A 25,564-nucleotide genomic window follows, 5' to 3' on the forward strand; every position below is an offset into this window, starting at 1 on the left:
TAATTTAACCTTCCGCGGCACGGCCTGACCGTTTGGCGGATTGCACATCAAGTTGTGGGGAAGGACTTTTTATTCGCTAGCTGTATTCGACTACTGAAATTGATAATGTAAAACTTGATATTTCAAACGAGAATAACATAAAACAAATCTGCAAAAAACGAATCATCAAACTCGTTTTTTGCTCTGTACCGCGACTATTCAAATCAGCCTGGACGCTTTTCCATATCTGGTACATCACGCGCTTTTTCGCCGATGAACAATTGACGTGGACGACCGATTTTTTGCTCTGGATCGGAAATCATTTCGTTCCATTGTGCAACCCAACCTACCGTACGTGCCATCGCGAAAATACCTGTAAACATCGAAACCGGAATCCCCAAGGCGGATTGAACAATGCCTGAATAGAAGTCAACGTTTGGATACAGTTTGCGTGAAACGAAGTATTCGTCTTCCAATGCGATTTTTTCCAAAGCCATTGCCAACTTGAACAATGGGTCGTCATGCAAGCCTAATTCTTCGAGTACTTCATGGCAGGTTTCACGCATCAACTTGGCACGCGGATCAAAGTTCTTGTAAACACGATGACCAAAGCCCATCAACTTGACGCCTGAGTTTTTGTCCTTAACTTTTTCAAGGAACTCGGGAATCTTGTCAACCGAACCAATTTCTTTCAGCATATTCAAGGCTGCTTCATTCGCGCCGCCATGAGCAGGTCCCCACAGACACGCAATACCTGCTGCGATACATGCGAATGGATTTGCACCCGACGAACCGGACAAACGAACGGTCGATGTTGACGCATTTTGTTCGTGGTCTGCATGCAGGATCAAAATACGATCAAGCGCACGTACCAGAACTTCATTAATTTTGTACTCTTCGCTAGGCGTAGAGAACATCATGTGCATGAAGTTGGCGCTGTACGACAAGTCATTACGTGGGTAGACGAAAGGCTGACCAACCGAATACTTGTAAGACATCGCGACCAAAGTAGGCATCTTGGCGATCAGACGAATTGCCGATACTTCGCGATGATGAGCATCGCTGATATCAAGCGAGTCATGATAAAACGATGAAAGTGCACCAACGGTTCCGACCAGGACTGACATAGGATGCGCATCGCGACGGAAGCCGCGGAAGAAAAATTGCATCTGTTCATGCAACATCGTATGACGCGTCACCGTAGTAACAAATTCTTTTTTCTGCGCTACGGTTGGCAACTCACCCTTCATCAGCAAATAGCAGGTTTCCAAGAAGTCACATTTAACCGCAAGTTGTTCAATTGGGTAGCCGCGATAAAGCAACTCACCTTTGTCACCGTCGATATAGGTAATAGTCGAGTTACATGCAGCGGTCGACATAAAGCCTGGATCGTAGGTGAATTTTCCGCTGGCGCCGTAGAGCTTGCGAATATCAATCACGTCAGGACCGATGGAGCCCTTATAGATAGGGAACTCCACTGATGGCGAACCGTCAGAAAACGACAGTGTGGCTTTGGTGTCAGATTGAGATTGTGGCATGGCTCTTCCTTCTAAATAACAAGGGGGTAGTCGACTTAAGAATAAATCGCTAAATTAAAAAATCTTTATTGATGCACGCAAGATTTAGCTTCAATCTTCAGCCTCAATCAGATAGCGCGCAATCTTGTCAGCAGCGCATGAACATGAGGCACATCGGCCTCGTCCTGTGGTTCATTGCGTGCCAACAGCAAATTCAGTAAATCGTTATCGGGCAATTCCAGCAATATCGAAAAAGCTTCCACTTCTTGATCTGTCAGCGTTTCTTCATGCTGATCGAGAAAGCGCGTCAGCAGCAAATCATTTTCAAGCAAGCCGCGGCGGCCGCGCCATCTCAGGCGTGCACGCTTTACGGGATCAGCTTGATGGGTAATCGACATAGCGTTTCACTCAATCTGTTTAACGCTTTTCCACGTCATTTTTGCGGGCACTACTCAGTCAACGACCGAGGAAGAAACAATGTGGAAAATCATCCGATTCGCCACTGCGCGAACACTAAACTGCCCGCCGTACCATCAATTCCTTGATTTTTCCGATTGCGCGGGTTGGGTTTAAACCTTTAGGGCAAACATCCACGCAATTCATGATTGTATGACATCTGAACAATCGGTATGGATCTTCCAGATTATCCAGCCGTTCGCCGGTTGCATGATCGCGCGTATCTGCGATGAAGCGGTAGGCTTGTAACAGACCTGCCGGACCAACAAATTTATCAGGATTCCACCAGAACGACGGGCATGAAGTCGAGCAGCATGCGCACAAGATGCATTCGTACAGGCCATCAAGTTCTTCGCGCTCTGCTGGCGACTGCAAACGTTCTTTCTCAGGCGGGATTGTATCGTTAATCAGATACGGCTTGATCGAATCGTATTGTTTGAAGAATTGCGTCATGTCCACGATCAAGTCGCGGATCACTGGCAAACCAGGCAAAGGACGCAGCACAATCGGCTCTGTCAATTCGTTCAAATTGGTCGTGCAAGCCAAGCCGTTTTTGCCATTGATATTCATCGCATCCGAACCGCACACACCTTCACGGCATGAGCGACGCAGCGCCAAGGAATCATCAACATCGGCCTTGATACGCTGCAAAGCGTCCAACAACATTTTGTCATTCGCCTGCAATTCCACCGTCACATCCTGCATGTACGGTTTTGCATCCTTGTCAGGATCATAGCGGTAAATCTGAAGTCTGAGCGTCCGTGCCATGTTCTGACCTTTTAGAAAGTACGTGGTTTAGGCTTGAAGGTATCGACCGTCAGCGGCTTCATTACCACCGGCTTGTAGTCGAGGCGATTGCCTTCGGAATAAAACAATGTATGTTTCAGCCAATTTTCATCGTCACGCTTTTCGAAATCGCGATGAGCATGCGCTCCGCGTGATTCCTTGCGCGCGGCTGCTGAAGTGATGGTGGCTTTGGCTGTTTCAATCAAGTTATCAAGTTCGAGCGCTTCGATACGCGCGGTGTTGAACACCTTGGATTTATCCTTGAACGACACGTGCTTGCGGCGCTCGTCCAGTTCCATGATTTTCTTGTAGCCGGTTTGCAGCAAATCATCGGTACGGAACACGCCGCAATACTGCTGCATCGTTGCGCGAATATCGTTGGCGACATCCTGCACGCGTTCGCCACCGGTGCTATTTTCCAGATGTGCCAAACGTGACAACGCCAGATCGGCGGCATCGGCTGGCAATGGTTTGTGCTGACGTTGTTTCAAATTACTTTGAACAATGTGATTACCAGCCGCGCGGCCGAACACGATCAGATCGAGCAATGAATTGGTACCGAGACGATTCGCGCCGTGCACCGATACGCAAGCGCATTCGCCGATGGCGTACAAACCATTCACGACGTGATTCGGATTGCCGTTCTTAGGCTCAACTACCTGCCCGTGAATATTGGTTGGAATGCCACCCATTTGATAATGGATAGTTGGCACGACTGGAATCGGCTCGCGTGTCGCATCAACGTTGGCAAATTTATGTGCGATTTCCAGAATCGATGGCAAACGTTTTTGAATTGTTTCTGCGCCGATGTGACGCAAATCCAGCATCACGTGATCTTTGTTTGGCCCGCAACCGCGACCTTCCTTGATTTCCTGATCCATCGAACGCGAAACAAAATCGCGCGGCGCCAGATCTTTCAAAGTCGGCGCGTAACGTTCCATGAAACGTTCGCCCTGGCTATTCACCAGAATGCCACCCTCACCGCGCACGCCCTCAGTAATCAACACGCCAGCACCAGCGACGCCGGTCGGATGGAACTGCCAGAATTCCATGTCTTCCAAAGGCAAGCCGGCGCGCGCCGCCATGCCCATGCCATCGCCGGTATTGATGAAAGCATTGGTCGATGCAGCCCAGATACGGCCCGCGCCGCCTGTAGCAAACATCGTGGTTTTGGCTTCCAGCATCATGACGTTGCCGGTTTCCATTTCCAGTGCTACCACGCCGATGACATCGCCTTCAGCATCGCGCATCAGATCGATGGCCATCCATTCAACGAAAAAGTGAGTACGGGCGCGAACGTTGCGCTGATACAGGGTATGCAACAAGGCATGGCCGGTACGGTCGGCTGCCGCGCAAGCGCGTTGCACCGGTTTTTCACCGAAATTGGCAGTGTGTCCACCAAACGGCCGCTGATAAATTGTGCCGTCTGAATTACGGTCGAAAGGCATACCGAAATGTTCCAGCTCGTAGACAACTTTCGGCGCTTCGCGACACATGAATTCGATCGCATCCTGGTCGCCTAGATAGTCCGAACCTTTGATGGTATCGAACATATGCCAGTACCAATTGTCTTCCGCCATATTGCCTAGCGATGCACCAATACCGCCTTGAGCAGCGACTGTGTGCGAACGCGTTGGGAATACTTTGGATAAGACTGCAACGTTCAAGCCAGCTTCTGCAAGTTGCAACGATGCACGCATACCAGAGCCGCCGGCACCGATGATGATGGCGTCAAAATGGCGTGTAGGAATGCTTGTTTTGAGTGCTGCCACGTTACGCTCTCCAGAGAATCTGTGCCGCCCATCCGGCACAAGCGACTAGCCACACGATCGTGGCGACCTGCAATGCGAGGCGTATAGAAACCGGTTTGATGTAATCCATCCAGATATCACGCATACCAACCCAGGCGTGATAAAACAGCGCGAGGAAGGCGACGAAAGTAAACATCTTGAACCATTGCTGCGCAAACAGTGAAGCCCAACCTTCGTAACTAAAATCGCTGGCAACCAGAAATGCAACCAGCAAAACCAGCGTGTACGCGATCATGATGATCGCGGTCACACGCTGTGCCAGCCAATCCTTGAAACCGTAATGCGCACCGACGACCAGGCGATGCGGGCCGATATTATCTTTTGGCATCAGAACACTCCAAACAGTTTGAGCGCGACCAGCGCGGTTAATGGCAAGCTGATTGCCAACACAACTGCCGCAGATTTTTTCGCTTGTTCTTTATTCAATCCGAAATGGATATCCATAAACAGATGGCGAATACCCGCGCATAAATGGTGCATGTAAGCCCAGCACAGCGCGAGAATGATGAGTTTGACAAACCAGTGAGAAACGACACCCTTGAAATATTCGAAAGAAATTTCAGACATCAGACTTTTATCGAGCAGCAGCAAGATGAATGGCAACAACACAAACATCAAGGCGCCACTGGCTCTATGCAAAATCGACAGTATCCCGGCCAGCGGCAAACGGTAGCGCGCGATGTCCGTAATATGAATATTGCGGAATTCCGGCTTACTGGTTTTGAGTGAATCAGACATGGCGTGACTTTCCCAAACGAGATGAACATGTAATTTTCACCGATTTTGGTGTGCTGCACCAAAATAAATCTTGCTTATTTAAATCCTGCTGAATATTTTTCATCTGCTTGCCTGTTTGACAAATAACATGCATGTGAGCACATCGCACTTCATGCTCAACTCAATTCATTTTGATAGTGATGATTATTTGTCACGTACAAAGAACGTCGTACTTCGACCGCTTTATCTCCGTACGTAAACGAAACGCGATTCACGCTCAACAATGGCGTATTCAATTTCACCGCCAATAAAGTTGATGCGCTTTCATCCGAAACTACAGCGCGGATATTTTCAACCGCGCGAATCATTTGTATACCAAACTCGGTTTCCAGCAAGGCGTACATGGGACCTTTGTATTCCAGCACACGCTCGACCGACAAGCCTTTGAAAATCGCACCCGGCAACCATAGTTCTTCCAAAATCGTAGGCGCTTCGCCAAAAGTCTGTATGCGTTTTATGAAATAAACCGAGTCACCGGTTTTAATATCCAACTGACGTGCGATATCCGCCGGCGCCCGCAAGCGTTTGGCTTCTACAATTTTGTTATCTGGGTATTGTGCGTCGCCGACATCGGGCTTCAAACGTAAGAAACGGAACTGCGCGCGCGCTTCATGATGCGTCGCAACAAATGTTCCCTTACCTTGTCGCCGTACCACCAGGTTTTCTGCGGAAAGCTCATCAATCGCTTTGCGCACCGTGCCTTGGCTAACTTTAAAGCGGTTAGCCAATTCGATTTCGCTAGGGATCAACTCGCCTGGACGCCATTCGCCAGATTGCAGACTTTGCGTGATTAATGCCTTGATTTGCTGATACAGCGGACTGAAAGTCGGCGAAGATCCCGCAGACTGTCCGCCAGGTGCTGGATGTGCCGGATTACTGTTCGACGAGGAATGGGCTGAGCTCATGGATGTGGATTTCACCACAAAACCAGCAGTGCCGTCCAGCAAAAGATTAAAATTAACATGTCTTATATAAGACATAAGATACATATTGACAGAGCAATATCGGAAGTCTAAACTTCCGAATGCATCATTTTGCGCGAGTCCGTTTATTCAGGCAACCGCAAAATCCATGATTCGCTTGTGGATAGCCACGCTGACTTAAAAGGTATTCAACTGTATTATTGCGCCACGCGGAATACTTTCCCAATACCCAATTTCGATTTCATCATACCCTTGGAGATTCAACATGGCTAAAGCCCCTATGCGTGTTGCCGTTACCGGCGCCGCCGGTCAGATCGGTTATTCCCTGTTATTCCGCATCGCTAACGGCGATTTGCTCGGCAAAGACCAACCGGTCATTTTGCAACTGCTGGAAATCGATAACGAAAAAGCACAAAACGCCCTCAAAGGCGTGATCATGGAAATCGACGATTGCGCCTTCCCATTGCTGGCAGGCGTATCTGCCCACAGCGATCCAATGACCGCATTCAAGGACGCTGACGTCGCATTGCTGGTCGGTGCGCGCCCACGTAGCGCAGGTATGGAACGCAAAGATTTGCTGGAAGCGAATGCACAGATTTTCACGGTACAAGGCAAAGCGCTGGATGCAGTTGCATCGCGCAACGTCAAAGTTTTGGTCGTCGGTAATCCGGCCAATACCAACGCTTATATCGCAATGAAATCGGCACCAAGCCTGCCAGCGAAAAACTTCACCGCCATGCTGCGTCTGGATCACAACCGTGCCTTGTCGCAAATCGCAGCGAAGACCGGCAAACCAGTTGCATCGATAGAAAAACTCGCAGTCTGGGGCAATCACTCGCCAACCATGTACGCTGACTATCGCTTCGCTACCATCGATGGCAAATCGGTAAAAGAAAGCATCAACGACGACGCATGGAATAAAGACACCTTCTTGCCTACAGTCGCCAAACGCGGTACCGCTATCATCGAAGCTCGTGGCGTCTCATCGGCAGCGTCGGCAGCCAATGCAGCAATCGATCACGTACGTGATTGGGTACTCGGCACCAATGGCAAATGGGTCACGATGGGCATTCCATCGGATGGTTCATACGGCATTCCGAAAGACACCATGTTCGGTTTCCCAGTGACTACCGAAAATGGCGAGTACAAAATCGTTCAAGGTTTGGAAATCGATGCATTCTCTCAAGAACGCATCAATCTGACCTTGAAAGAATTGACGGAAGAACGTGAAGGCGTCAAACACCTTCTGGCTTAATTTTCGCCATGGGCAAATGACCGACGGGGTCGTTTGCCCTTCCCTGCAGCCAGCCATTTAGCCAGCGCACATTACTCACCATTCATGCACCCTTCAGAAGTTCTCTTTCAAGGCACTTTGCCACCGGTTTCCATTCCGGTCTGCGATCACTATGCAGGCTCAGAAAAACTGATGCGCAAGTCGTTAGCACTGCAAAAAGAACTCGGGCCTGTGTTCGATATCACTTTCGATTGCGAAGATGGTGCAGCACATGGCAATGAACAAGCGCACGCGCATTTAATCGGCAGCTTGATTGCCGGCGAAGAAAATCTGTTCGGCCGTATCGGTGCTCGTGTACATGATGTCACCAGCGAATTTTTCGAATCAGATATAAAAATCATCCTGCAGCACGCCGCACAACGGTTGGCTTATCTAGTCGTGCCAAAAGTTGATAGTGTCGCCGATGTAGAGAACGCGATCAGCCTGATCAACCGCCACGCAAATGGTCGTACCAATTTGCCAGTACATGTTTTGATCGAAACGCATGGCGCATTGAAAGATGCTTACGCAATCGCCGCCCTGCCACAAGTCGAATGTCTATCGTTCGGCATCATGGATTTTGTATCCTCGCATTACGGTGCGATTCCAGGCAGCGCAATGCGTTCGCCAGGACAATTTGAGCATCCATTATTGGCGCGCGCCAAGCTGGAAATTGCTGCAGCCTGTCATGCACACGGCAAGACACCATCGCATAACGTCACAACAGAAATCAATGACACTTCGGTGGTTACCAGCGATGCGCAGCACGCCGCTAGCGAGTTTGCTTATACACGGATGTGGAGTATACATCCGAGTCAGATCAAACCAATTCTGGCGGCATTTGCACCACAGCTTTCTGAAGTGAACGAAGCCGCTGCGATCCTGTCACAAGCGCAAGCCACGCAATGGGGCCCAATCCAGCACAATGGCAAATTGCATGATCGCGCCAGCTACCGTTATTACTGGACGATACTGCAACGCGCACAAGCCAGTGGCTTAGCTTTACCAGCCCCGGCCAACACTATTTTATGAATACCTGTTCGTTTGCAAACCATCAGGCTGCAAACGCATTAACAAAATTTATTGGAGATTTGGAATGAAGAAACTGCTCTACGTTTTACTGTTGGCCGGTATGTCATCGATGATTAATCCTGCTTTTGCACAATCGACCAATGCCGCTCCCAAGAAAGAAGCAGCAAAAAAACCGGTAAAGAAAACCAGCAAAAAAGCTGTTGAAGAAAAAGCGGCGCCGGTAGCTGCAGGTGCCGCAGGTTCCGCTGCTGGCAGCAATGATGACGACGAAGATCTGGGTGAAGCCAATATCGAAGGCTCGACCGTTACGAATTTCAATTGCGAACTCGGCAACAAGATTACAACTTATTCCAACGTCGGCGATGACAAATACATGGCGATCCGTTGGAAAGATAAAGTGCATCGTCTGCGCAGAATCGGCACCAGCACCGGCGCCAATCGTTTTGAAAATCGCAAAGCAGGTCTGGTATGGATCAACATTCCAACCAAAGCCATGTTGCTCGACTCCAGAAAAGGCCAGCAACTGGCTAACGAATGCAGAGATCCAGAACAAACCAAAGCATTCGCCGCTAAAACAAAAAGTTAAACAGTTAAAAACGATGCTGTCATAAATGAAACGTAGCATCGCAGTGACAGCGTCGTGCATTCAGTAATTTTCGTATCGGTTATTTTGTATCAAGGAGAAATATCATGTCGCGCAACACATTGAATACACTTAAAGAATTCAATATTTCAGGCTCAAAAAAAGGCACGTTTTATTCGTTGCCTGCATTGGGTAAAAAACTCGGCGTGAATGTTTCCCGCTTGCCGATTTCGATTCGCATCGTGCTGGAATCAGTACTGCGCAATTGCGACGGCAAAAAAGTAACCGAAGAACATATTCACCAACTGGCGAACTGGTTGCCAACCGCTGCCCGCACCGATGAAATTCCTTTCGTCGTGGCACGCGTTGTATTGCAGGATTTCACCGGCGTGCCATTGCTGGCCGATCTGGCCGCGATGCGTGGTGTTGCGAAAAAAATGGGCAAGGACCCAAAAAATATCGAGCCACTGGTTCCAGTTGATCTGGTCGTCGATCACTCGATCCAGATCGATCATTTCCGTCAAAAGAACGCACTCGACCTCAACATGAAACTGGAATTTCAGCGCAATAACGAGCGCTATCAGTTCATGAAATGGGGCATGCAGGCATTCGACACTTTCGGCGTCGTGCCACCAGGCTTCGGGATCGTACATCAAGTCAATCTGGAATACCTTGCGCGCGGCGTACACAAACGCAAGGATGGCAAAAACGAAGTCTATTACCCTGACACATTGGTCGGCACCGATTCGCACACCACCATGATTAACGGTATCGGCGTCGTTGGTTGGGGCGTAGGCGGGATTGAAGCCGAAGCTGGCATGTTGGGCCAACCAGTTTATTTCCTGACACCTGACGTCGTCGGCGTGAACTTGACCGGCAAGTTGCGTGAAGGCTGCACAGCGACCGATCTGGTACTCACCATCACCGAATTGCTGCGCAAAGAAAAAGTCGTCGGCAAGTTTGTCGAATTTTTCGGCGAAGGCACAGAGTCTTTATCGTTGACCGACCGCGCCACAATCGCCAACATGGCTCCGGAATACGGCGCAACGATGGGCTTCTTCCCTGTCGACGACGCAACCATCGATTACTTCAAAGGTACAGGCCGTACCAAAGCAGAAATCGATGCATTTGAAAACTACTTCAAAGCGCAAGGTTTGTACGGCATTCCAAAATCTGGAGAGATCGATTACACCAACGTAGTCGCACTCGATCTAGGTTCTGTCGCACCTTCATTGGCGGGCCCGAAACGTCCACAAGATCGGATTGAAATCGGCAACGTCAAAGCCAACTTTGCGGAACTGTTTGCCAAACCAACGGCGGAAAACGGCTTCAATAAAAAAGCTGAAGATCTGGATGCGACCTACACCAATAGCGATGGCGTCAAAGTTAAAAACGGCGACGTACTGATTGCCGCGATCACCTCATGCACCAACACATCGAACCCAAGCGTGTTGCTGACTGCCGGTTTGCTGGCGAAGAAAGCTGTTGAAGCTGGCTTGAAAGTGTCACCACACATCAAGACTTCGCTCGCGCCTGGCTCACGTGTCGTAACTGAATACCTGCAAGCTGCCGGCCTGCTGCCATACCTGGAAAAACTTGGCTTCGGCGTCACCGCTTATGGTTGCACAACCTGTATTGGTAACGCCGGCGATTTGACGCCAGCAATGAATGAAGCGATTGTGCAAAACGACATCGTTGCTTCGGCTGTGTTGTCGGGCAACCGTAACTTTGAAGCGCGTATTCACCCGAACATTCGCTCCAACTTCCTCGCATCGCCACCATTGGTCGTTGCATATGCAATCGCTGGCAACATGACGCGCGACTTGATGACGGAACCAGTCGGTCGCGGCAAAGGCGCCGACGGCAAAATACGTGACGTTTATCTGGGCGACATCTGGCCAACTTCGCAAGAAGTTTCCAAGTTGATGAAGTTTGCGATGAACGCCAAAGTCTTCAAAGACAACTACGCGCAAGTCAAAACTGCACCGGGCAAATTATGGGAAGGCATCAAGGGCGTGGCAGAAGGTCAAGTCTACAACTGGCCAACCTCGACCTACATTGCAGAACCACCATTCTTCGATGACTTCACGATGGTACCGAAGGCAGCAGCTACCGGCATCACAGGCGCGCGCGCACTCGGCGTGTTTGGTGACTCGATCACAACTGATCATATTTCGCCTGCAGGTTCGATCAAGGACAGCAGCCCAGCCGGTAAATGGCTCGCTGCAAAAGGCGTGTTGAAAGCGGATTTCAATTCCTACGGTTCACGTCGCGGCAATCACGAAATCATGATGCGCGGCACCTTCGCCAACGTGCGTATCAAGAATTTGATGATCCCGGTCAAACCGGACGGTTCACGCGTAGAAGGCGGCATCACACGCTTCCAGCCTACTGGCGAAGAAATGTCGATCTACGACGCAGCCATGCGCTATGTCGCTGAAGGCACGCCAACCATGGTATTTGCCGGCGAAGAATACGGTACTGGTTCGTCGCGCGATTGGGCAGCAAAAGGTACGCAATTGTTGGGCGTTAAAGCAGTGATTACACGCTCGTACGAACGTATCCATCGCTCCAATCTGGTCGGCATGGGCGTATTGCCTTTGCAGTTCCTCGGCGATGACAGCGTCACGACATTGGGCATCACCGGCGCAGAAACTTTCGACCTGAAAGGTCTTGAAGGCGAATTGCGCCCGCAACAAGAATTGACTCTGGTGATTCACCGTGCAAACGGTCAATCGCAAGACGTCAAAGTTCTGTTGCGTATCGATACACCTATCGAAGTTGACTATTACAAACACGGCGGCATTCTGCCTTTCGTTCTGCGTCAATTACTGGCAGCTTAATGTCAGTCGCATAGCTGTAAAGCCAACTACGCAAAGTCAGTTGCAACAAAAAGCCACATGCAAATGCATGTGGCTTTTTTATTTGTCGCCGAACAAAATAGCATCGCATACAACAGCACTGTCAGCAAACCAGCGAATCAAAGCATCACGATCTAAATTAGATGCAGGCGTTTGTGACGCACGTAATCCACTACAATACAAATTCCATCGCCTTCTTCAGATTATTCCTTCATGCGTCGTCCATCAAAAAATACAAACCATAAACTGTCTGCCGACAGTCAGCGATTGGCTACGCTCGCACAAGCAATCATTCAAGCAGCCAGTCGGCTGGAAGAACGCAACTGGGAACGTCAGCTGGATATGCTGCTGCGCAAGCTGCTAAAGAGCAATCATCAAGACGTTGTCGATGCTGCGTTGGACCACTTGTTCAAACTGGAATCAGCCGCTTACGACGCCTTGATGGAATGCGCAGAAGCCGCCAGCGAATCGTGCCAGATCGAACAGGATGGCGTGACATACGACGCGCTACTGATCGCCCTGCCCATCCTTGCATGGACGCGATTTTCGATTGCCTCAGGCCCGATTTCCGCCGATATGGTGCTGACTTTGTCTGCACATTTGCAGGCGCATGTACTGGCTCCAGATGCAAAAATGACGATGGCACCGAATCTTTTTTCCATCGATCAGTTGCCACGCAGCCATGCAGAAACTTTCGCACTCACGCAACGGATGGGACAAGCTGCGTTGAAGGGCAGTCCATTGAAACAAATTACTCCGCCGCCAGAAACAGCGCCCTTCCTTGCGGATACGCGTTATCTATTGGCGGTGGTTACTGCTGCGGAACATGAACCATTATTTCGCTGGCAAGCATCGGCCAATATGCTTGAGCGCGATGAAGCTTTGTCGCAATGGAATACGCAAGCGATGCCTAACATCACCCGCTTGCTGCCGGGTTGCGGTATCGAACTGTTATTGCCAGAAGCTTATTTCGTCGCATGCCGCGAAGGCGACAAACAAATTCGCCCTGCCTCTATACGCGCTGCCGTGCATTATTTGACCTATACACTGGATGTTGAGCCGAACGAACTTCAAGCAATCATCGGCAGCTTTGGCGAAGAATCTGCCGACTCGCGCGTCGATGAATATCGCGTCAGCTTTGCATTGGCAGAAAACCTGGATGTGATTTACGGCATCGTGTGGCCACTGTACGGGCAGGAAGATGAAGAAGAATTGCAGTACCGCGAACTTGATGTTCCTATCGACCCGGTCATTTCTGCCGATGTAGAACGCAAATCACCAATAGAAGAAATCCTCGCGCTACTGGAGGAATGTGGCGTCACAAACGTGAAGCGCCATACCGAATTATTTGCGATGGAATTTTGTGATGATTGTGGTTCGCCATTGTTCCCGGATATGGATGCAGAATTGACCCATGCGGAAATGCCAGAAGACGCGCCAGTAGGTTCAACTCACTTGCATTAAACCGCCGCAGGCGCAGCGTGTGCTGCGCCGTATATTTCTCACCAGTCAGAGAACGGATTACGTAACAAGTTCGCGTTGAAGTAACGCGCGTCGTCCGTCACTTCTTCTGCGATCCAGTCTGGTTTGGAGAACGCTTGTTCTTCGTTTTCCAATTCAATTTCTGCCACGACCAGGCCTAGATTGTCGCCAAAGAACTCATCGACTTCCCACGTCATACCTTCGTACAGAATACGTGTGCGCGTCTTTTCTATCAAAGGCCGTTCGCATAAGTCATTCAATAATTGATCGGCTTCCGCAAGAGGAATTGCATATTCCCACTCACCACGCGTGATGCCATTGGTACGACCCTTGATTGTCAGTGTCGCCTCGTTATCTTCGATACGCACGCGCACAACGCGATCTGGATTCGTCGAAAGATATCCCTGACGGATGGCGACGCCCTGCCCCAAGGTTTTCCATCCTGATCCACGCACCAGGAATTTTCGTTCAATCTCGACACTCATCGTGCACCGCGCTCTACGTTATGCAGAATCGGCTGCAATATCTCTTTGCCCAGTTGCGCGCTACGTGCGCCGTTCCAACCTACTTTGGGATTCGGGGAACGGGCATTGTCCTTGAACGGCATTTCCAGCGTCAGCGATACGCATTTGAAGGTATGGCCGATATATTTGGATGCCAGCTTCAGCATCTCTTCACGATATTTTCCACTGCCGTAACCGAATTCCGTTTGAAAATCCTCACTGGCACGCTGAAATTGCGTGATGAATGCCTGCTGCTCGTCAGCCTGCTGTTGCGTAAATCCTTCCAGCATTTCGCTGCCAGCCAAGAAGACATAAGGCAAACCTTCATCGCCGTGAATATCCAAAAACAGATCACAGCCGGTTTCATGAATTTTATTCTTCACATGAAAAACTTCCGGGCTGTTTTCCAATGTCGGCGTCATCCATTCACGATTCAGATTGGCCCCTGCGGCATTGGTGCGCAAGTTGCCATTGACCGCACCGTCAGGATTCATATTCGGCACGATGTAAAAGACGGCATGCTTCAACAGCTTTTGTACAATTGGATTTGCCACATCCAGCAATGCATCGACCATCCCTTCCGCAAACCATTCAGCCATCGCTTCACCGGGATGTTGGCGTGCGATCACCCAGATTTTTTTACGCGCACTAGGATCACCGACCACCACCACATTCAAATCACGTCCATCCACCGTAGAACCGAGATCCTCTACACGTGCCAGCGACGACGCTTGCGCACGGCCGAGCAAGTCAAGATGACGTTCCCATGAATACGGTTCAAAGTAGGCGTAGTAGACGCTGTCGAATTGCGGCGTATGCGAAATCGTCATCACACTGCCATCGAAAGCCGTCGGCACGCGAAACCAGTTCTTGCGATCGTAGCTGGCGACCGCTTGATAATCTTTCCAGCCATCTGGATAGGTAGCGTCCCCGGCGTTCAAGAATCGCATCGTGCAGCGTTCGCCACGCGCGCCCTGCAAACGAAAGTAAAACCATTGCGCGATATCCACATGCGTATCTTTACGCAGTTTGAGTTCGATAGTCTGTGCGGTTTCTGCACGCACGATATCGATCGCACCCGCATCGAAATGGGAACTGATTTTAATAGACATTATTTATCCAGGAGATGAAGCTGATCATTGGCTACAGGATAACGTAAATCGAAGTAAGCCTGCAGCAACGTGCTTGTTGCACGCTTTTAATACAGCTTGGGAACTTGCAATGCGGAGAGAAAAAATGAGTGAGAATTTTTTCCTTGTCAGCGTTGATCTGCTGCTTAGAACAAACATGGTATTGAAGGAGTGCCGAGAATGTAATGCTGAGATGCATTACAAGAAATTGGTGCCGGTATATTTTCGAACCGCCGGCTCCGGTAATGATTGAAGTGAATCTTATAGATCATTTCACATCACCGATATCGGACTAGCGCTTAACGCGATGTAGGACAAGCGGAAGTCCGGCAACACATAAATTTTCGAATAATAAAAGATTTAAATCAAACCGAATTCTTTCATAGCAGGCAAAAGATTGGCGTTCTTGTGACCTGAGCGCGTCAGCTTGATCAGCGCAAATCGTTGTAGATCATTCAATGCAGCCCATTGCGCAAGATCTGGTAAAGGTAGTCCAAGCTCTTGCAGAGACTCAATCATGTTTCGCGGCAAAGTTGCGCTGTTCTTCCATGCTGGCGCGGCCTCTATCTCCACCAACTCGATCGCTGCATCCGGGTTATCAGCATGCTGTGCCAGCATTGCGGCAATACGTGTGCGATACAGTTCTTTGTCAGATTCTGATTCGCACGGCATGACAACCAATTCTTCGCGCTCATCGCGGCTTAAGGTTATCCACGCAGTCAGTGAAATTCTGATTCCGCACGCATCCAGATTGAAACGCATGATCATCGGAATACGACGCAAAGGATAACGGCCATCCTGCTCAAACTCAAAAAGTCCTTGCATGATTAAACGCAATCACAAAGAAAATAGCTACTCATCCTGCTTGTATTCATTTTTTTCTAGCTGAACAGATAATTAAATTTTTATAGGCAATCAATATGCGATCGACGATATTGCAAAAGTATGTGTCAGTCGAAACCATGTTTTTTCAAAATATTCTGCGCCTGTTCTTCCATTATAAAACGCACAAAATCTTTCCCGGTATTCGAATGCAAATCAGCGGCAATCCCATAATCACTGCGCACATTGATATCGTCAGCGATACGCGCCAAATTCAAGTGAGGCAAAGCCTTTTTTGTAATCAAGGCATTGGTGCAATACATAATGTAGGCATCAGCCTTGTCGTCTTCAAAAGCCGTAATGTAAGGCAGCTTTTCATCCGCAGTCGACACACTGAAACCGGACAACTTATGCGCCTTTGCATTCAGCGCTTGATAAAAACCAGCATGCGACTTGTCAGCATTTTTGAAGAACTGCCAAGTGTAATCGCCCATAGGGTCATTCACCGGCGTAGAAGTCGCCACTCGCACAGACGTATCACTCAAGACGTCCAGCATATTCTCCGTACTCAAATTCAGCTCAGGCCTCGCGATAACGCAAAGCTCGTTGTGCGTGAATACCAATGAAGGTCCTAGCAACATTTGTCGCGCTAACGCTTGTGTATGCTCGGTTGAAGCTGATGCGAATACATCGACTTTTTCACCCGCCTCTATCTCTTGCCGCAACTTGCCAGACGGACCGTACTTCGCATCAAATACGATTCCACCCTGTGCATGATAAGCCTGAATAATTTCATCCATTGCGGTACGTAAACTACCGGCCGCAACGATCAATGAAGATGTTTTATCCATAGACAAAGGCGATCCTTGTGCTTGCGAAGAGCTCAATGCGCGCCAACCTTGGAAAACAAATTAATCACAAGCACGCCCGCAACAATAAGCACCATGCCGAGAATCGCGGCGGCATCCAGCGCTTGCTTGAAAACGATCCAGCCTATCAATGAAATTAGCACGACGCCGACACCTGACCAGATTGCATAAGCAATGCCAGTCGGGATAGTCTTTAACGCGACCGAAAGGAAATAGAAAGATGCTGCGTAGCCAATGACCGTTACGACACTAGGCCATAGACGAGTGAAGCCATCAGACGCTTTCAAGCAGCTCGTCGCGACAACTTCGAAGAGGATGGCAAGACCAAGAGTGATGTAGATATTCATTTCTAAGGCCTTTTCTTACTCAAATAAAATTGCGTATGCGCTTATTCAGCCGACAGAATGAACTTCATCAAGAAGAAGTAAATCCTGAAAATAAAAAAGGGTTGCAGCCAGTTTGCTGTAACCCTTTATTTAATTTGGTCGGGACGGAGTGATTCGAACACTCGACCCCTTGCACCCCATGCAAGTACGCTACCAGGCTGCGCTACGCCCCGACTAGCGCAAAATTATAGCAGAGCAAAGCTGTATTTTTGTCATGCAAAGATCCGAAAAGCATCTCCTAGGAAAACCGGATTTACTTGAGCAGGGTCAGAATTTCTAGCAGCTCATTACGGATCGCCAGCACGGCATTCGGATCGATTGTGACGCCATCCATTGGCAGGTCGTCATCACCACGCGCATCCAGAATACGGCTGTCGAGTTTGTTGCGTGCGCCGCTGATCGTGAAGCCTTGTTCATAGAGCAGTTCGCGTATGCGGCGAATCAGCAGAACTTCATGGTGCTGATAATAGCGGCGGTTGCCGCGCCGTTTGACAGGCTTCAGTTGAGTGAATTCCTGTTCCCAATAGCGCAGCACATGTGGTTTAACGCCGCACAGTTCGCTGACTTCACCGATCGTGAAGTAACGTTTGGCTGGAATCGGCGGCAATGGCGCCAATTCAGGTTTATTGATCCGTTCGTTCATCTATCAGCTTGTGTGGACAAACGATTCTTGGCTGGACGTATCGACCATGCCTTTGAGTTTTTGGCTGGCGTGGAAAGTGACTACGCGGCGCGCGGTGATAGGAATTTCTTCGCCCGTTTTTGGATTGCGGCCAGGACGTTGCGGCTTGTCACGCAATTGGAAGTTACCGAAACCGGATAATTTTACAGCTTCACCACGCTCCAACGCGTTACGGATTTCATCAAAGAAGGTCTCGACCATATCTTTGGCTTCGCGCTTGTTCAAGCCGACTTGCTCAAACAGCAGCTCAGCGAGTTCAGCTTTGGTCAGTGTCGGCAAATTCTTTTCCGCCTGCGAACGAACCTGCGCTTCCAGCATTGCGCGGTTCAGGTCGGCTGCCAACACGGATTGGAGTTCAGCGGAATTCACATCATTCATATTCGGTATATTCACTGCGGGGCTATATGCTTTCGTATCAGCTTTGGTCTCAGATTGAGTCTTGGCTCAGATATAGCTGGTTATGCACGTAATTTGGCGCTGTGTTTTGTACCGGCGGCGGCTACAAATGCAGCCATTGCGGCGTCGACCAAATCATCTTGCAGGGTAGCTTGAGTATCTTGCAAGGTGAAGCGGAAAGCAAGGCTTTTTTCGTCTGCTTCCAATCCCTTGCCGCGATATTCATCAAATAAAACAACCACTTGCAAAATATTGCAGATTGGATTTACATGCTTTTCAGCAACAAAAACGTCGATTAACGCCTGTGTTGGAATCGCATGTTTTACCACCAAAGCGAGGTCGCGCGTTACCGCAGGGAACTTCGAAATTTCCTTGTAACTAGGCACATCGACTTGCTGCAAAGCATTGGCATCAACCTCGAATAAAACGGGTGCCAAAGGTAAATCGTATTTTTGCTGCCAACGTGGGTGCAACTCACCGATAAAGCCAACGACTTTGCCGGCTAGCAGAATATTCGCGGAACGACCTGGATGCAAAGCCGGATGTTCCAGTTTCGCAAAGGTCAGGGACTTCGGTGCAAACAAGGCTTCCAGATCAGCTTTAACGTCAAAGTAATCGACGTTGCGTGTATCCATGCCCCACTGCTCTTCCACGATAGGACCGTAGGCAATTGCAGCGACGCGCTTAGGCTGGTCGTAACCGGCAACCGACAGCGGACCATCTTGTTCGATGTTATTGCGCAGATACACCGCACCGATTTCAAACAGGCGAATACGGCTGACCTTGCGGTTCAGGTTGTAGCGCACATTGGCGATCAAATTGCCGATCATCGATGAACGCATCACGCTCATCTGGCTTGCAATTGGATTCAGCAATTTGATTGGATTGGTGTTGCCGGCGAAGTCGGCTTCCCACGCTTGCTCGACAAAGCTGAAATTGACCACTTCCTGATAGTCGGAATCAGCCAGTTGACGACGAATCGTGAACAACGAACGCGTGTTCTCAGGACGAATGCGCATTGCATTCGCTGCGACTGGCGGCAAGGCTGGAATATTCTCAAAGCCGTAGACGCGCGCGATCTCTTCGATCAGGTCTTCTTCAATTTCAATATCGAAACGATACGACGGCGGCGTCACCGAGAACACGCCGTCTTTTTGCGTAAATGGCAGCGCAAGACGCGTGAAGATATCGGCGATCTGCGCGTCAGTCAATGCCACGCCGATGACCTTGACGGCGCGAACGGTGCGCACGCTGACAGGATCGCGTTTTGGCAAGTTGATGATATGGTCGTCGATCGGGCCAACCGCAGTTTTATCTTTTTGGCCGCAGATCTCAACGATCAATGCGGTGATGCGTTCGATGTTTTCAACCGTGGTGGCAAAGTCGACACCACGTTCAAAGCGATGCGCTGCATCCGTCGAAAAATTGAAGCGACGTGCACGGCCTTGGATTGCATTCGGATACCAGAATGCGGCTTCCAGATAAATGTCTTGTGTGTCGAGTGAGACTGCGGTTGCGTCGCCGCCCATGATGCCGGCCAGCGATTCGATTTTCTGATCGTCGGCGATCACGCCTATCCACTCGTCGACGGCAACTGTGTTGCCGTTCAAGAGCTTCAGCGATTCGTCTTTTTTACCCCAGCGTACATTCAAGCCGCCATGGATTTTGTCCAGATCGAATACGTGGGTAGGACGACCCAGCTCGAGCATGACGTAATTCGAAATATCAACCAATGCGGAAATCGGACGTTGACCGCTACGTTCCAAACGTTGCTTCATCCAATCCGGCGTATTCGCTTTTGCATTCAAGCCGCGTATGATGCGGCCGGAAAAACGTCCGCATAAATCCGGAGCGGAAATGATGACCGGCAATACATCTTTGATCGTCGCTGCCACTACTTGATAAGTCGGCGCTTTTAATGGCGTGCCGGTCAAAGCTGACACTTCACGCGCGACACCGAGAACCGACAGGCAATCTGCCTTGTTCGGTGTCAGCTTGATCGTGAATTTCAAATCATTGAGCTGATAGTAATCGCGGAAATTTTGGCCGATAGGCGCGTCCGATGGCAAGTCCATCAAGCCGCCCTGCTCATCCGACAATTTCAATTCTTTTGCTGAGCACAGCATGCCTTGCGATTCCACACCGCGCAATTCGCCGACCTTGATTTCGAAAGGTTTGCCATCTGCGCCAGGCGGCAATATCGCGCCAGCCAATGCGCAAACGACTTTCATGCCAGCCCGCACATTCGGCGCACCGCAGACGATGTTCAACAAGGTTCCGGTACCGGCATCAACCTGACAAACATTCAAACGATCGGCGTTCGGGTGCTTGGCGATTTCGCGCACTTCAGCGACTACGACATTCGAGAATGGCGGCGCGACCGGTTCGACTTCTTCGACTTCCAGACCAGACATCGTCAACATGTGCGCCAATTCATCCGACGTCATGTTCGGATCGACCATCGTACGGAGCCAGCTTTCGGAAAATTGCATGATTTAAAAACCTTTTGCCACAGACACCACAAAGAAATCAGAGCACGCGCTTGTTCAGCATGCCCTGCCTTGTTACTGCTAGTTGAATTGTTTCAGGAAACGCAAATCGCCTTCGTAGAACAGGCGCAGATCATTGATGCCATAACGCAGCATCGTCAGGCGTTCAAGGCCGGAGCCAAACGCAAAACCGATGAATTGTTCTGGATCGAATCCCATATTGCGCATCACGTTCGGATGCACTTGGCCGGCGCCGGATACTTCGAGCCAGCGGCCTTTTAACGGACCGCTACCGAAGGCGATATCGATCTCGGCCGACGGTTCTGTGAATGGGAAATACGAAGGACGGAAGCGCACTTGCAGATCGTCAGTTTCGAAAAATGCTTTGACGAAATTGAGGTACACGCCCTTCAAGTCGGCGAAGCTGATGTTTTCATCGATCCACAAACCTTCGACCTGATGGAACATAGGCGAATGCGTTGCATCGCTATCCACACGGTAGGTACGGCCCGGCGCGATCACGCGGATAGGCGGTTTGTTCATGCGTGCATAGCGCACTTGCATCGGGCTGGTATGCGTACGCAGCAGCAAAGGCTTACCTTGCGTATCGTTGCCTTCGATGTAAAACGTATCTTGCATCGAGCGCGCTGGATGATTCTCCGGGCTGTTCAATGCAGTGAAATTGGTCCAGTCGTTTTCGATCTCGGGGCCATCGGCCACGTCGAAACCAATCGAGCCGAAAATCTCTTCAACGCGCTGCCATGTACGCATGACAGGGTGAATGCCACCGGTGCCGCGACCACGGCCAGGCAGAGTGATGTCGATGGCTTCCGCATTCAGGCGGGATTCCATCTGTGCATTGGATAAAGCATCACGACGCGCTGTCAGCGCAGCCTCGATCTTTTCTTTTGCGGAATTGATGACAGCGCCCTGGGTCTTGCGCTCATCCGGCGCGAGCTTGCCTAGGCTCTTCATCTGTTCAGTGATCTGTCCCGTTTTACCGAGGTATTTCGCTTTCGCGTTTTCCAGCGCGGCGGCATCATCTGCGGCGACGAAATCGGTCTGGGCTTGCGTTACAAGTTGTTCTAGGGGATTCATGCGGTTTGTTTTCGTCCTTAGCAAGGAAGCCGAAAAGGAAAGCCCAAAGGCCGTGCAAAAATAAAAACGGGACATAGGTATGAACCCTGCCCCGCTCTCGGATATTGCTGCACTGTCCGAAGACAGTGCATACGATCACAACTTAAGCAGCGATGGTTGTTTTCACCTGATTCACGATTGCCGCGAATGCTGGTTTGTCCATCACAGCCATATCAGCCAGGACTTTACGGTCCAGCTCGATAGATGCGCGTTTCAGACCGTTCATGAACACGCTGTATGTCAGACCATGTTCACGCGATGCTGCGTTGATACGGGTGATCCACAATGCGCGGAAAACACGTTTCTTGTTACGACGATCGCGGTATGCATATTGACCAGCGCGCATAACTGCTTGCTTGGCAATACGGTAGACCTTACTGCGACGACCACGATAGCCTTTGGCTTTGTCGAGGATCTTTTTATGACGGGCCCGTGCTGTGACCCCACGTTTTACTCTAGGCATGATTGCTCCTGATTAATTGAGTGAGGTTAAGCGTTCGGCATCATTGCGCGAACAGAATTCATGTTGGTGTCATGAACACCGACAGAACCGCGCAATTGACGTTTATTTTTTGTGGTTTTCTTGGTCAAAATATGACGTTTGAAAGCTTGACCGCGTTTAACGGTTCCACCTGGACGTACACGAAAGCGCTTTTTGGCGCTGCTTTTCGTTTTCATTTTAGGCATGACACACTCTATCCTTTTAGGGGACAGTTCCATTTTATATGATTGCAGGTGGCAGCAATTTCGCTACACTTGGATGCCTACTCTCACTTGTAATGCAGTGGAATCGAGTCCACTGCTATTTGTGCGAATCGCTCGTTACCGGGCGACTCGTACGAAATTCTATTACTTCTTCTTCTTAGGCGACAGAACCATAATCATCTGACGGCCTTCCATCTTTGGAAACTGTTCAACCTGGCCGTATGGTTCCAAGTCAGCTTTCAAGCGTTCCAACATGCGGAAACCAATATCCTGATGCGCCATTTCACGACCGCGGAAACGCAGCGTGATTTTGGTTTTATCACCATCGTCCAGGAATTTGATCAGATTGCGCAGCTTGATGTTGTAATCGCCATCATCGGTACCAGGCCGGAATTTTACTTCCTTGATCAGAATGACTTTCTGTTTCAGCTTGGCTTCGTGCGCCTTCTTCTGTTCCTGGTATTTGAACTTGCCGTAGTCCATCAGGCGAGCGACCGGCGGTTGCGCAGTTGGCGCAATCTCGACCAGATCGACATTAGCTTCTTCCGCCAAGCGGAAGGCATCTGCCAGACTAACGATACCAAGTGCCTCGTTTTCGACACCACTCAAACGCAGCTCAGGCGCTGTAATTTCACCGTTGATCCGATGCGACTTATCAGTAGCTATTGCAATTTCCTTTTAAAATCAAATAATTAAGCCGTGCTCTTGCGCTATGGGTTTGACCCCTCAGGCTTTGGTTTCCACCTCATTATTGAGGCGTTCTACCAATAAATCGACAGGCATGACACCCAGATCGACATTACCTCGCACTCGCACCGCCACTGTTCCTGCATCCCGCTCTTTGTCGCCAATAACAATAATATATGGCAACTTCTGAATTGAATGCTCGCGTATTTTATAGGTTATTTTCTCATTACGCAAATCGACGTGCACTCTAAACCCTTGTTTCTTCAGGTTTTGTGCAACAGCCTGCGCATAATCGGCTTGCGCGTCAGAGATATTCAACACCGCGATTTGGACTGGAGCCAGCCACAAAGGCAAGGCGCCAGCGTGATTTTCGATCAGCATGCCGATGAAGCGCTCGAAGGAACCCAAGATCGCACGGTGCAACATGACTGGAATCTTCTTGGTGTTGTCTTCGGCGACATATTCCGCGCCCAGACGCGCTGGCATCGAGAAATCGACCTGAATCGTGCCGCATTGCCACATACGGCCAATCGCATCTTTCAGCGTGTATTCGATCTTCGGACCGTAAAATGCGCCCTCGCCCGGCGAAATCTCATACGTGCAGCCGGAGCGATCCAGCGAAGCGATCAATGCAGCTTCAGCCTTGTCCCACGCCTCATCCGAGCCGACGCGTTTCTCAGGACGTGTTGCCACTTTATAAATAACATCTGTAAAACCAAAGTTGAGATAAACCTTTTGCAACAATGCAGTAAAGGCAACGCACTCATCCAGAATTTGGTCTTCGGTACAGAAAATATGACCATCATCTTGCGTAAAACCACGCACGCGCATCATGCCGTGCAGCGAACCTGACGGTTCATTGCGATGGCACTGACCGAATTCGCCGTAACGCAACGGCAGTTCGCGATACGAACGCAAATCCGATGCGAAAATCTGCACGTGACCCGGACAGTTCATAGGCTTCAACGCATACGAGCGGTTTTCCGACTCGGTCGTGAACATATTCTCTTTGTAGTTTTCCCAGTGGCCGGATTTCTCCCACAGACTGCGATCGAGAATTTGCGGAGCTTTAACTTCCTGGTAACCGTTGTCTTGATAGACGCGGCGCATGTATTGCTCTACTTGCTGCCAGACTGTCCAGCCTTTTGGATGCCAGAAGATCAAGCCAGGCGCTTCTTCCTGAAAGTGGAATAGATCCAGCGCACGACCCAACTTGCGGTGATCGCGCTTCTCGGCTTCTTCCAGCATGTTCAGATAGGCTTCTTGCTCTTCCTTTTTCGCCCATGCAGTGCCGTAGATACGCTGCAGCATTTCATTCTTGGAATCGCCACGCCAGTAAGCGCCGGCCAATTTCATCAGCTTGAATACTTTCAACTTGCCGGTCGATGGTACGTGTGGACCACGGCACAGATCTGTGAACTTGCCTTCGCTATACAGCGAGACATCCTGATCAGCCGGAATCGACGCGATGATTTCTGCCTTATAGGCTTCGCCGATAGATTTGAAATACTCGACTGCTTCGTCGCGTGGTAAAACCTTGCGGGTAACTGGCTCGTCTTTTTTCGCCAGCTCGGTCATTTTCTTTTCGATCGCCAGCAAATCCTCTGGCGTAAACGGACGCTTGTACGAAAAATCGTAATAGAAGCCGTTTTCGATGACCGGACCAATCGTTACTTGCGCATCCGGGAACAATTCTTTGACTGCATACGCCAGCAAATGCGCGGTCGAGTGACGAATCACATCCAGACCTTCAGCATCTTTGTCGGTAATGATCGCCAGATCGCTATCTTGCTCGATCAGATACGAGGTATCGACCACATTGCCGTTGACCTTGCCAGCGAGCGCAGCCTTTGCAAGGCCCGCGCCAATATTGCCAGCGACTTGCGCCACGGTGACAGGGGAATCGAATTCGCGTTGCGAACCATCAGGAAGGCGGACTGTAATCATTTTTCTCTCCGTTTCAGCGGGGACTTGCTTGCTGACGCTAGATTAATTGAACAACAAAAAATGCGGACGAAAAAAAACGCGGGCTAGCCGCGCTTTTTCAAATGGTAATGACGAAAAAGAACCCGACTTAGCGTCGCTCGGAAACCAGTGTGGTTGTCGTTCGCGGTGTCATAACCGGGTTTGCCTTTCTCGCTCTTACAGGTTTTACCAATTTTTCGTTGGTAGGCACGATTGGACTCGAACCAACGACCCCTACCATGTCAAGGTAGTGCTCTAACCAGCTGAGCTACGCGCCTAAAGAAGCGAAATTATAGCGGCAAAATATCTTCTT

At 49.9% G+C, this 25,564-nt stretch carries 25 protein-coding genes and 2 tRNA genes; 5 read left to right on the forward strand and 22 right to left on the reverse strand.

All coding sequences use genetic code 11. The features are described 5' to 3' along the window. Positions 1–203: 203 nt before the first annotated feature. The 7 genes from gltA to Q7T66_RS11265 all read right to left on the reverse strand — a co-directional run bounded on the left by gltA (position 204) and on the right by Q7T66_RS11265 (position 6,231). The gene (gene gltA, locus Q7T66_RS11235; RefSeq protein WP_304933421.1) at positions 204–1,517 is read right to left on the reverse strand and encodes a citrate synthase; all 1,314 of its coding nucleotides are present in this window, start codon (positions 1,515–1,517) and stop codon (positions 204–206) included. A gap of 107 nt (positions 1,518–1,624) precedes the next feature. Beyond that, on the reverse strand, positions 1,625–1,894 hold the full coding sequence (locus Q7T66_RS11240; protein WP_304933422.1) for a succinate dehydrogenase assembly factor 2: 270 nt from the start codon (positions 1,892–1,894) through the stop codon (positions 1,625–1,627). Positions 1,895–2,009: 115 nt separating this feature from the next. After that, on the reverse strand, positions 2,010–2,720 hold the full coding sequence (locus Q7T66_RS11245) for a succinate dehydrogenase iron-sulfur subunit (RefSeq protein ID WP_304933423.1): 711 nt from the start codon (positions 2,718–2,720) through the stop codon (positions 2,010–2,012). A gap of 11 nt (positions 2,721–2,731) precedes the next feature. Next, on the reverse strand, positions 2,732–4,510 hold the full coding sequence (sdhA, locus tag Q7T66_RS11250) for a succinate dehydrogenase flavoprotein subunit (protein WP_304933424.1): 1,779 nt from the start codon (positions 4,508–4,510) through the stop codon (positions 2,732–2,734). 1 nt (position 4,511) lies between these two features. Beyond that, complete coding sequence (sdhD, locus tag Q7T66_RS11255; protein ID WP_304933425.1) at positions 4,512–4,877, reverse strand: succinate dehydrogenase, hydrophobic membrane anchor protein; 366 nt, start codon at positions 4,875–4,877, stop codon at positions 4,512–4,514. Continuing rightward, complete coding sequence (gene sdhC, locus Q7T66_RS11260) at positions 4,877–5,287, reverse strand: succinate dehydrogenase, cytochrome b556 subunit (RefSeq protein WP_304933426.1); 411 nt, start codon at positions 5,285–5,287, stop codon at positions 4,877–4,879. The genes sdhD and sdhC overlap by 1 nt, the downstream gene beginning before the upstream one ends. 155 nt (positions 5,288–5,442) lie before the next feature. After that, on the reverse strand, positions 5,443–6,231 hold the full coding sequence (locus tag Q7T66_RS11265) for a GntR family transcriptional regulator (RefSeq protein ID WP_304933427.1): 789 nt from the start codon (positions 6,229–6,231) through the stop codon (positions 5,443–5,445). A gap of 283 nt (positions 6,232–6,514) precedes the next feature. Between Q7T66_RS11265 and Q7T66_RS11270 the strand changes: the two genes are divergently transcribed. From Q7T66_RS11270 to Q7T66_RS11290, 5 genes are all read left to right on the forward strand, one after another. Then, a complete protein-coding gene (locus tag Q7T66_RS11270) occupies positions 6,515–7,504 on the forward strand; it encodes a malate dehydrogenase (protein WP_304933428.1) in 990 nt (329 codons plus the stop codon). Between the two features lie 84 nt (positions 7,505–7,588). Further along, positions 7,589–8,554, forward strand: a complete 966-nt coding sequence (locus Q7T66_RS11275) for a CoA ester lyase (protein ID WP_304933429.1) — start codon at positions 7,589–7,591, stop codon at positions 8,552–8,554. Positions 8,555–8,618: 64 nt separating this feature from the next. After that, positions 8,619–9,140: a hypothetical protein gene (locus Q7T66_RS11280; protein WP_304933430.1), complete on the forward strand. Its 522-nt coding sequence runs from the start codon at positions 8,619–8,621 to the stop codon at positions 9,138–9,140. Between the two features lie 104 nt (positions 9,141–9,244). Continuing rightward, on the forward strand, positions 9,245–11,980 hold the full coding sequence (acnA, locus tag Q7T66_RS11285; protein WP_304933431.1) for an aconitate hydratase AcnA: 2,736 nt from the start codon (positions 9,245–9,247) through the stop codon (positions 11,978–11,980). Positions 11,981–12,211: 231 nt separating this feature from the next. Beyond that, positions 12,212–13,462, forward strand: coding sequence for a DUF2863 family protein (locus Q7T66_RS11290; protein ID WP_304933432.1), 1,251 nt, complete (start codon positions 12,212–12,214; stop codon positions 13,460–13,462). Between the two features lie 38 nt (positions 13,463–13,500). Here the strand turns inward: Q7T66_RS11290 and Q7T66_RS11295 are convergent, their stop codons facing one another. The 15 genes from Q7T66_RS11295 to Q7T66_RS11365 all read right to left on the reverse strand — a co-directional run bounded on the left by Q7T66_RS11295 (position 13,501) and on the right by Q7T66_RS11365 (position 25,529). Continuing rightward, complete coding sequence (locus Q7T66_RS11295; protein WP_304933433.1) at positions 13,501–13,965, reverse strand: CYTH domain-containing protein; 465 nt, start codon at positions 13,963–13,965, stop codon at positions 13,501–13,503. Then, positions 13,962–15,095, reverse strand: coding sequence for a M14-type cytosolic carboxypeptidase (locus Q7T66_RS11300; RefSeq protein WP_304933434.1), 1,134 nt, complete (start codon positions 15,093–15,095; stop codon positions 13,962–13,964). Before Q7T66_RS11300 ends, Q7T66_RS11295 begins: the two co-directional genes overlap by 4 nt. Positions 15,096–15,473: 378 nt before the next feature. After that, entirely contained in the window at positions 15,474–15,938 is a 465-nt protein-coding gene (locus tag Q7T66_RS11305; protein WP_304933435.1) for a nitrate reductase associated protein, read from the reverse strand. 125 nt (positions 15,939–16,063) lie between these two features. After that, positions 16,064–16,786, reverse strand: a complete 723-nt coding sequence (gene modA, locus Q7T66_RS11310; RefSeq protein ID WP_304933436.1) for a molybdate ABC transporter substrate-binding protein — start codon at positions 16,784–16,786, stop codon at positions 16,064–16,066. 32 nt (positions 16,787–16,818) lie between these two features. Continuing rightward, the gene (locus Q7T66_RS11315) at positions 16,819–17,151 is read right to left on the reverse strand and encodes an SMR family transporter (protein WP_304933437.1); all 333 of its coding nucleotides are present in this window, start codon (positions 17,149–17,151) and stop codon (positions 16,819–16,821) included. Positions 17,152–17,286: 135 nt separating this feature from the next. Then, positions 17,287–17,363, reverse strand: a tRNA-Pro gene (locus tag Q7T66_RS11320). An 80-nt stretch (positions 17,364–17,443) separates the two neighbouring features. After that, positions 17,444–17,833 (reverse strand): MerR family transcriptional regulator, encoded by a 390-nt coding sequence (locus Q7T66_RS11325; RefSeq protein ID WP_304933438.1) that lies wholly within the window; start codon positions 17,831–17,833, stop codon positions 17,444–17,446. A 3-nt stretch (positions 17,834–17,836) separates the two neighbouring features. Further along, the gene (locus Q7T66_RS11330; protein WP_112992508.1) at positions 17,837–18,250 is read right to left on the reverse strand and encodes an integration host factor subunit alpha; all 414 of its coding nucleotides are present in this window, start codon (positions 18,248–18,250) and stop codon (positions 17,837–17,839) included. Between the two features lie 80 nt (positions 18,251–18,330). Further along, positions 18,331–20,760, reverse strand: a complete 2,430-nt coding sequence (pheT, locus tag Q7T66_RS11335) for a phenylalanine--tRNA ligase subunit beta (protein WP_304933439.1) — start codon at positions 20,758–20,760, stop codon at positions 18,331–18,333. A gap of 78 nt (positions 20,761–20,838) precedes the next feature. Beyond that, the gene (gene pheS / locus Q7T66_RS11340; protein WP_304933440.1) at positions 20,839–21,855 is read right to left on the reverse strand and encodes a phenylalanine--tRNA ligase subunit alpha; all 1,017 of its coding nucleotides are present in this window, start codon (positions 21,853–21,855) and stop codon (positions 20,839–20,841) included. Positions 21,856–21,997: 142 nt separating this feature from the next. Beyond that, complete coding sequence (gene rplT, locus Q7T66_RS11345; RefSeq protein WP_112992505.1) at positions 21,998–22,357, reverse strand: 50S ribosomal protein L20; 360 nt, start codon at positions 22,355–22,357, stop codon at positions 21,998–22,000. A gap of 26 nt (positions 22,358–22,383) precedes the next feature. Next, positions 22,384–22,581: a 50S ribosomal protein L35 gene (rpmI, locus tag Q7T66_RS11350; RefSeq protein WP_076591540.1), complete on the reverse strand. Its 198-nt coding sequence runs from the start codon at positions 22,579–22,581 to the stop codon at positions 22,384–22,386. A 162-nt stretch (positions 22,582–22,743) separates the two neighbouring features. Beyond that, a complete protein-coding gene (gene infC, locus Q7T66_RS11355) occupies positions 22,744–23,265 on the reverse strand; it encodes a translation initiation factor IF-3 (protein ID WP_083781003.1) in 522 nt (173 codons plus the stop codon). Between the two features lie 60 nt (positions 23,266–23,325). Further along, on the reverse strand, positions 23,326–25,233 hold the full coding sequence (gene thrS, locus Q7T66_RS11360; RefSeq protein ID WP_304933441.1) for a threonine--tRNA ligase: 1,908 nt from the start codon (positions 25,231–25,233) through the stop codon (positions 23,326–23,328). A gap of 219 nt (positions 25,234–25,452) precedes the next feature. Beyond that, positions 25,453–25,529: transfer RNA gene (locus Q7T66_RS11365), tRNA-Val, on the reverse strand. Between the last annotated feature and the right edge of the window lie 35 nt (positions 25,530–25,564).

This window comes from Herminiimonas sp. (assembly GCF_030655415.1).

What these genes read in the sequence shown, in the direction of transcription:
- gltA (WP_304933421.1), bottom strand. Translation starts at nt 1,517, where the DNA reads ATGCCACAATCTCAATCTGACACCAAAGCCACACTGTCGTTTTCTGAC.
- Q7T66_RS11240 (WP_304933422.1), bottom strand. Translation starts at nt 1,894, where the DNA reads ATGTCGATTACCCATCAAGCTGATCCCGTAAAGCGTGCACGCCTGAGA.
- Q7T66_RS11245 (WP_304933423.1), bottom strand. Translation starts at nt 2,720, where the DNA reads ATGGCACGGACGCTCAGACTTCAGATTTACCGCTATGATCCTGACAAG.
- sdhD (WP_304933425.1), bottom strand. Translation starts at nt 4,877, where the DNA reads ATGCCAAAAGATAATATCGGCCCGCATCGCCTGGTCGTCGGTGCGCAT.
- sdhC (WP_304933426.1), bottom strand. Translation starts at nt 5,287, where the DNA reads ATGTCTGATTCACTCAAAACCAGTAAGCCGGAATTCCGCAATATTCAT.
- Q7T66_RS11265 (WP_304933427.1), bottom strand. Translation starts at nt 6,231, where the DNA reads ATGAGCTCAGCCCATTCCTCGTCGAACAGTAATCCGGCACATCCAGCA.
- Q7T66_RS11270 (WP_304933428.1), top strand. Translation starts at nt 6,515, where the DNA reads ATGGCTAAAGCCCCTATGCGTGTTGCCGTTACCGGCGCCGCCGGTCAG.
- Q7T66_RS11275 (WP_304933429.1), top strand. Translation starts at nt 7,589, where the DNA reads ATGCACCCTTCAGAAGTTCTCTTTCAAGGCACTTTGCCACCGGTTTCC.
- Q7T66_RS11280 (WP_304933430.1), top strand. Translation starts at nt 8,619, where the DNA reads ATGAAGAAACTGCTCTACGTTTTACTGTTGGCCGGTATGTCATCGATG.
- acnA (WP_304933431.1), top strand. Translation starts at nt 9,245, where the DNA reads ATGTCGCGCAACACATTGAATACACTTAAAGAATTCAATATTTCAGGC.
- Q7T66_RS11290 (WP_304933432.1), top strand. Translation starts at nt 12,212, where the DNA reads ATGCGTCGTCCATCAAAAAATACAAACCATAAACTGTCTGCCGACAGT.
- Q7T66_RS11295 (WP_304933433.1), bottom strand. Translation starts at nt 13,965, where the DNA reads ATGAGTGTCGAGATTGAACGAAAATTCCTGGTGCGTGGATCAGGATGG.
- Q7T66_RS11300 (WP_304933434.1), bottom strand. Translation starts at nt 15,095, where the DNA reads ATGTCTATTAAAATCAGTTCCCATTTCGATGCGGGTGCGATCGATATC.
- Q7T66_RS11305 (WP_304933435.1), bottom strand. Translation starts at nt 15,938, where the DNA reads ATGCAAGGACTTTTTGAGTTTGAGCAGGATGGCCGTTATCCTTTGCGT.
- modA (WP_304933436.1), bottom strand. Translation starts at nt 16,786, where the DNA reads ATGGATAAAACATCTTCATTGATCGTTGCGGCCGGTAGTTTACGTACC.
- Q7T66_RS11315 (WP_304933437.1), bottom strand. Translation starts at nt 17,151, where the DNA reads ATGAATATCTACATCACTCTTGGTCTTGCCATCCTCTTCGAAGTTGTC.
- Q7T66_RS11325 (WP_304933438.1), bottom strand. Translation starts at nt 17,833, where the DNA reads ATGAACGAACGGATCAATAAACCTGAATTGGCGCCATTGCCGCCGATT.
- Q7T66_RS11330 (WP_112992508.1), bottom strand. Translation starts at nt 18,250, where the DNA reads ATGAATGATGTGAATTCCGCTGAACTCCAATCCGTGTTGGCAGCCGAC.
- pheT (WP_304933439.1), bottom strand. Translation starts at nt 20,760, where the DNA reads ATGCAATTTTCCGAAAGCTGGCTCCGTACGATGGTCGATCCGAACATG.
- pheS (WP_304933440.1), bottom strand. Translation starts at nt 21,855, where the DNA reads ATGAATCCCCTAGAACAACTTGTAACGCAAGCCCAGACCGATTTCGTC.
- rplT (WP_112992505.1), bottom strand. Translation starts at nt 22,357, where the DNA reads ATGCCTAGAGTAAAACGTGGGGTCACAGCACGGGCCCGTCATAAAAAG.
- rpmI (WP_076591540.1), bottom strand. Translation starts at nt 22,581, where the DNA reads ATGCCTAAAATGAAAACGAAAAGCAGCGCCAAAAAGCGCTTTCGTGTA.
- thrS (WP_304933441.1), bottom strand. Translation starts at nt 25,233, where the DNA reads ATGATTACAGTCCGCCTTCCTGATGGTTCGCAACGCGAATTCGATTCC.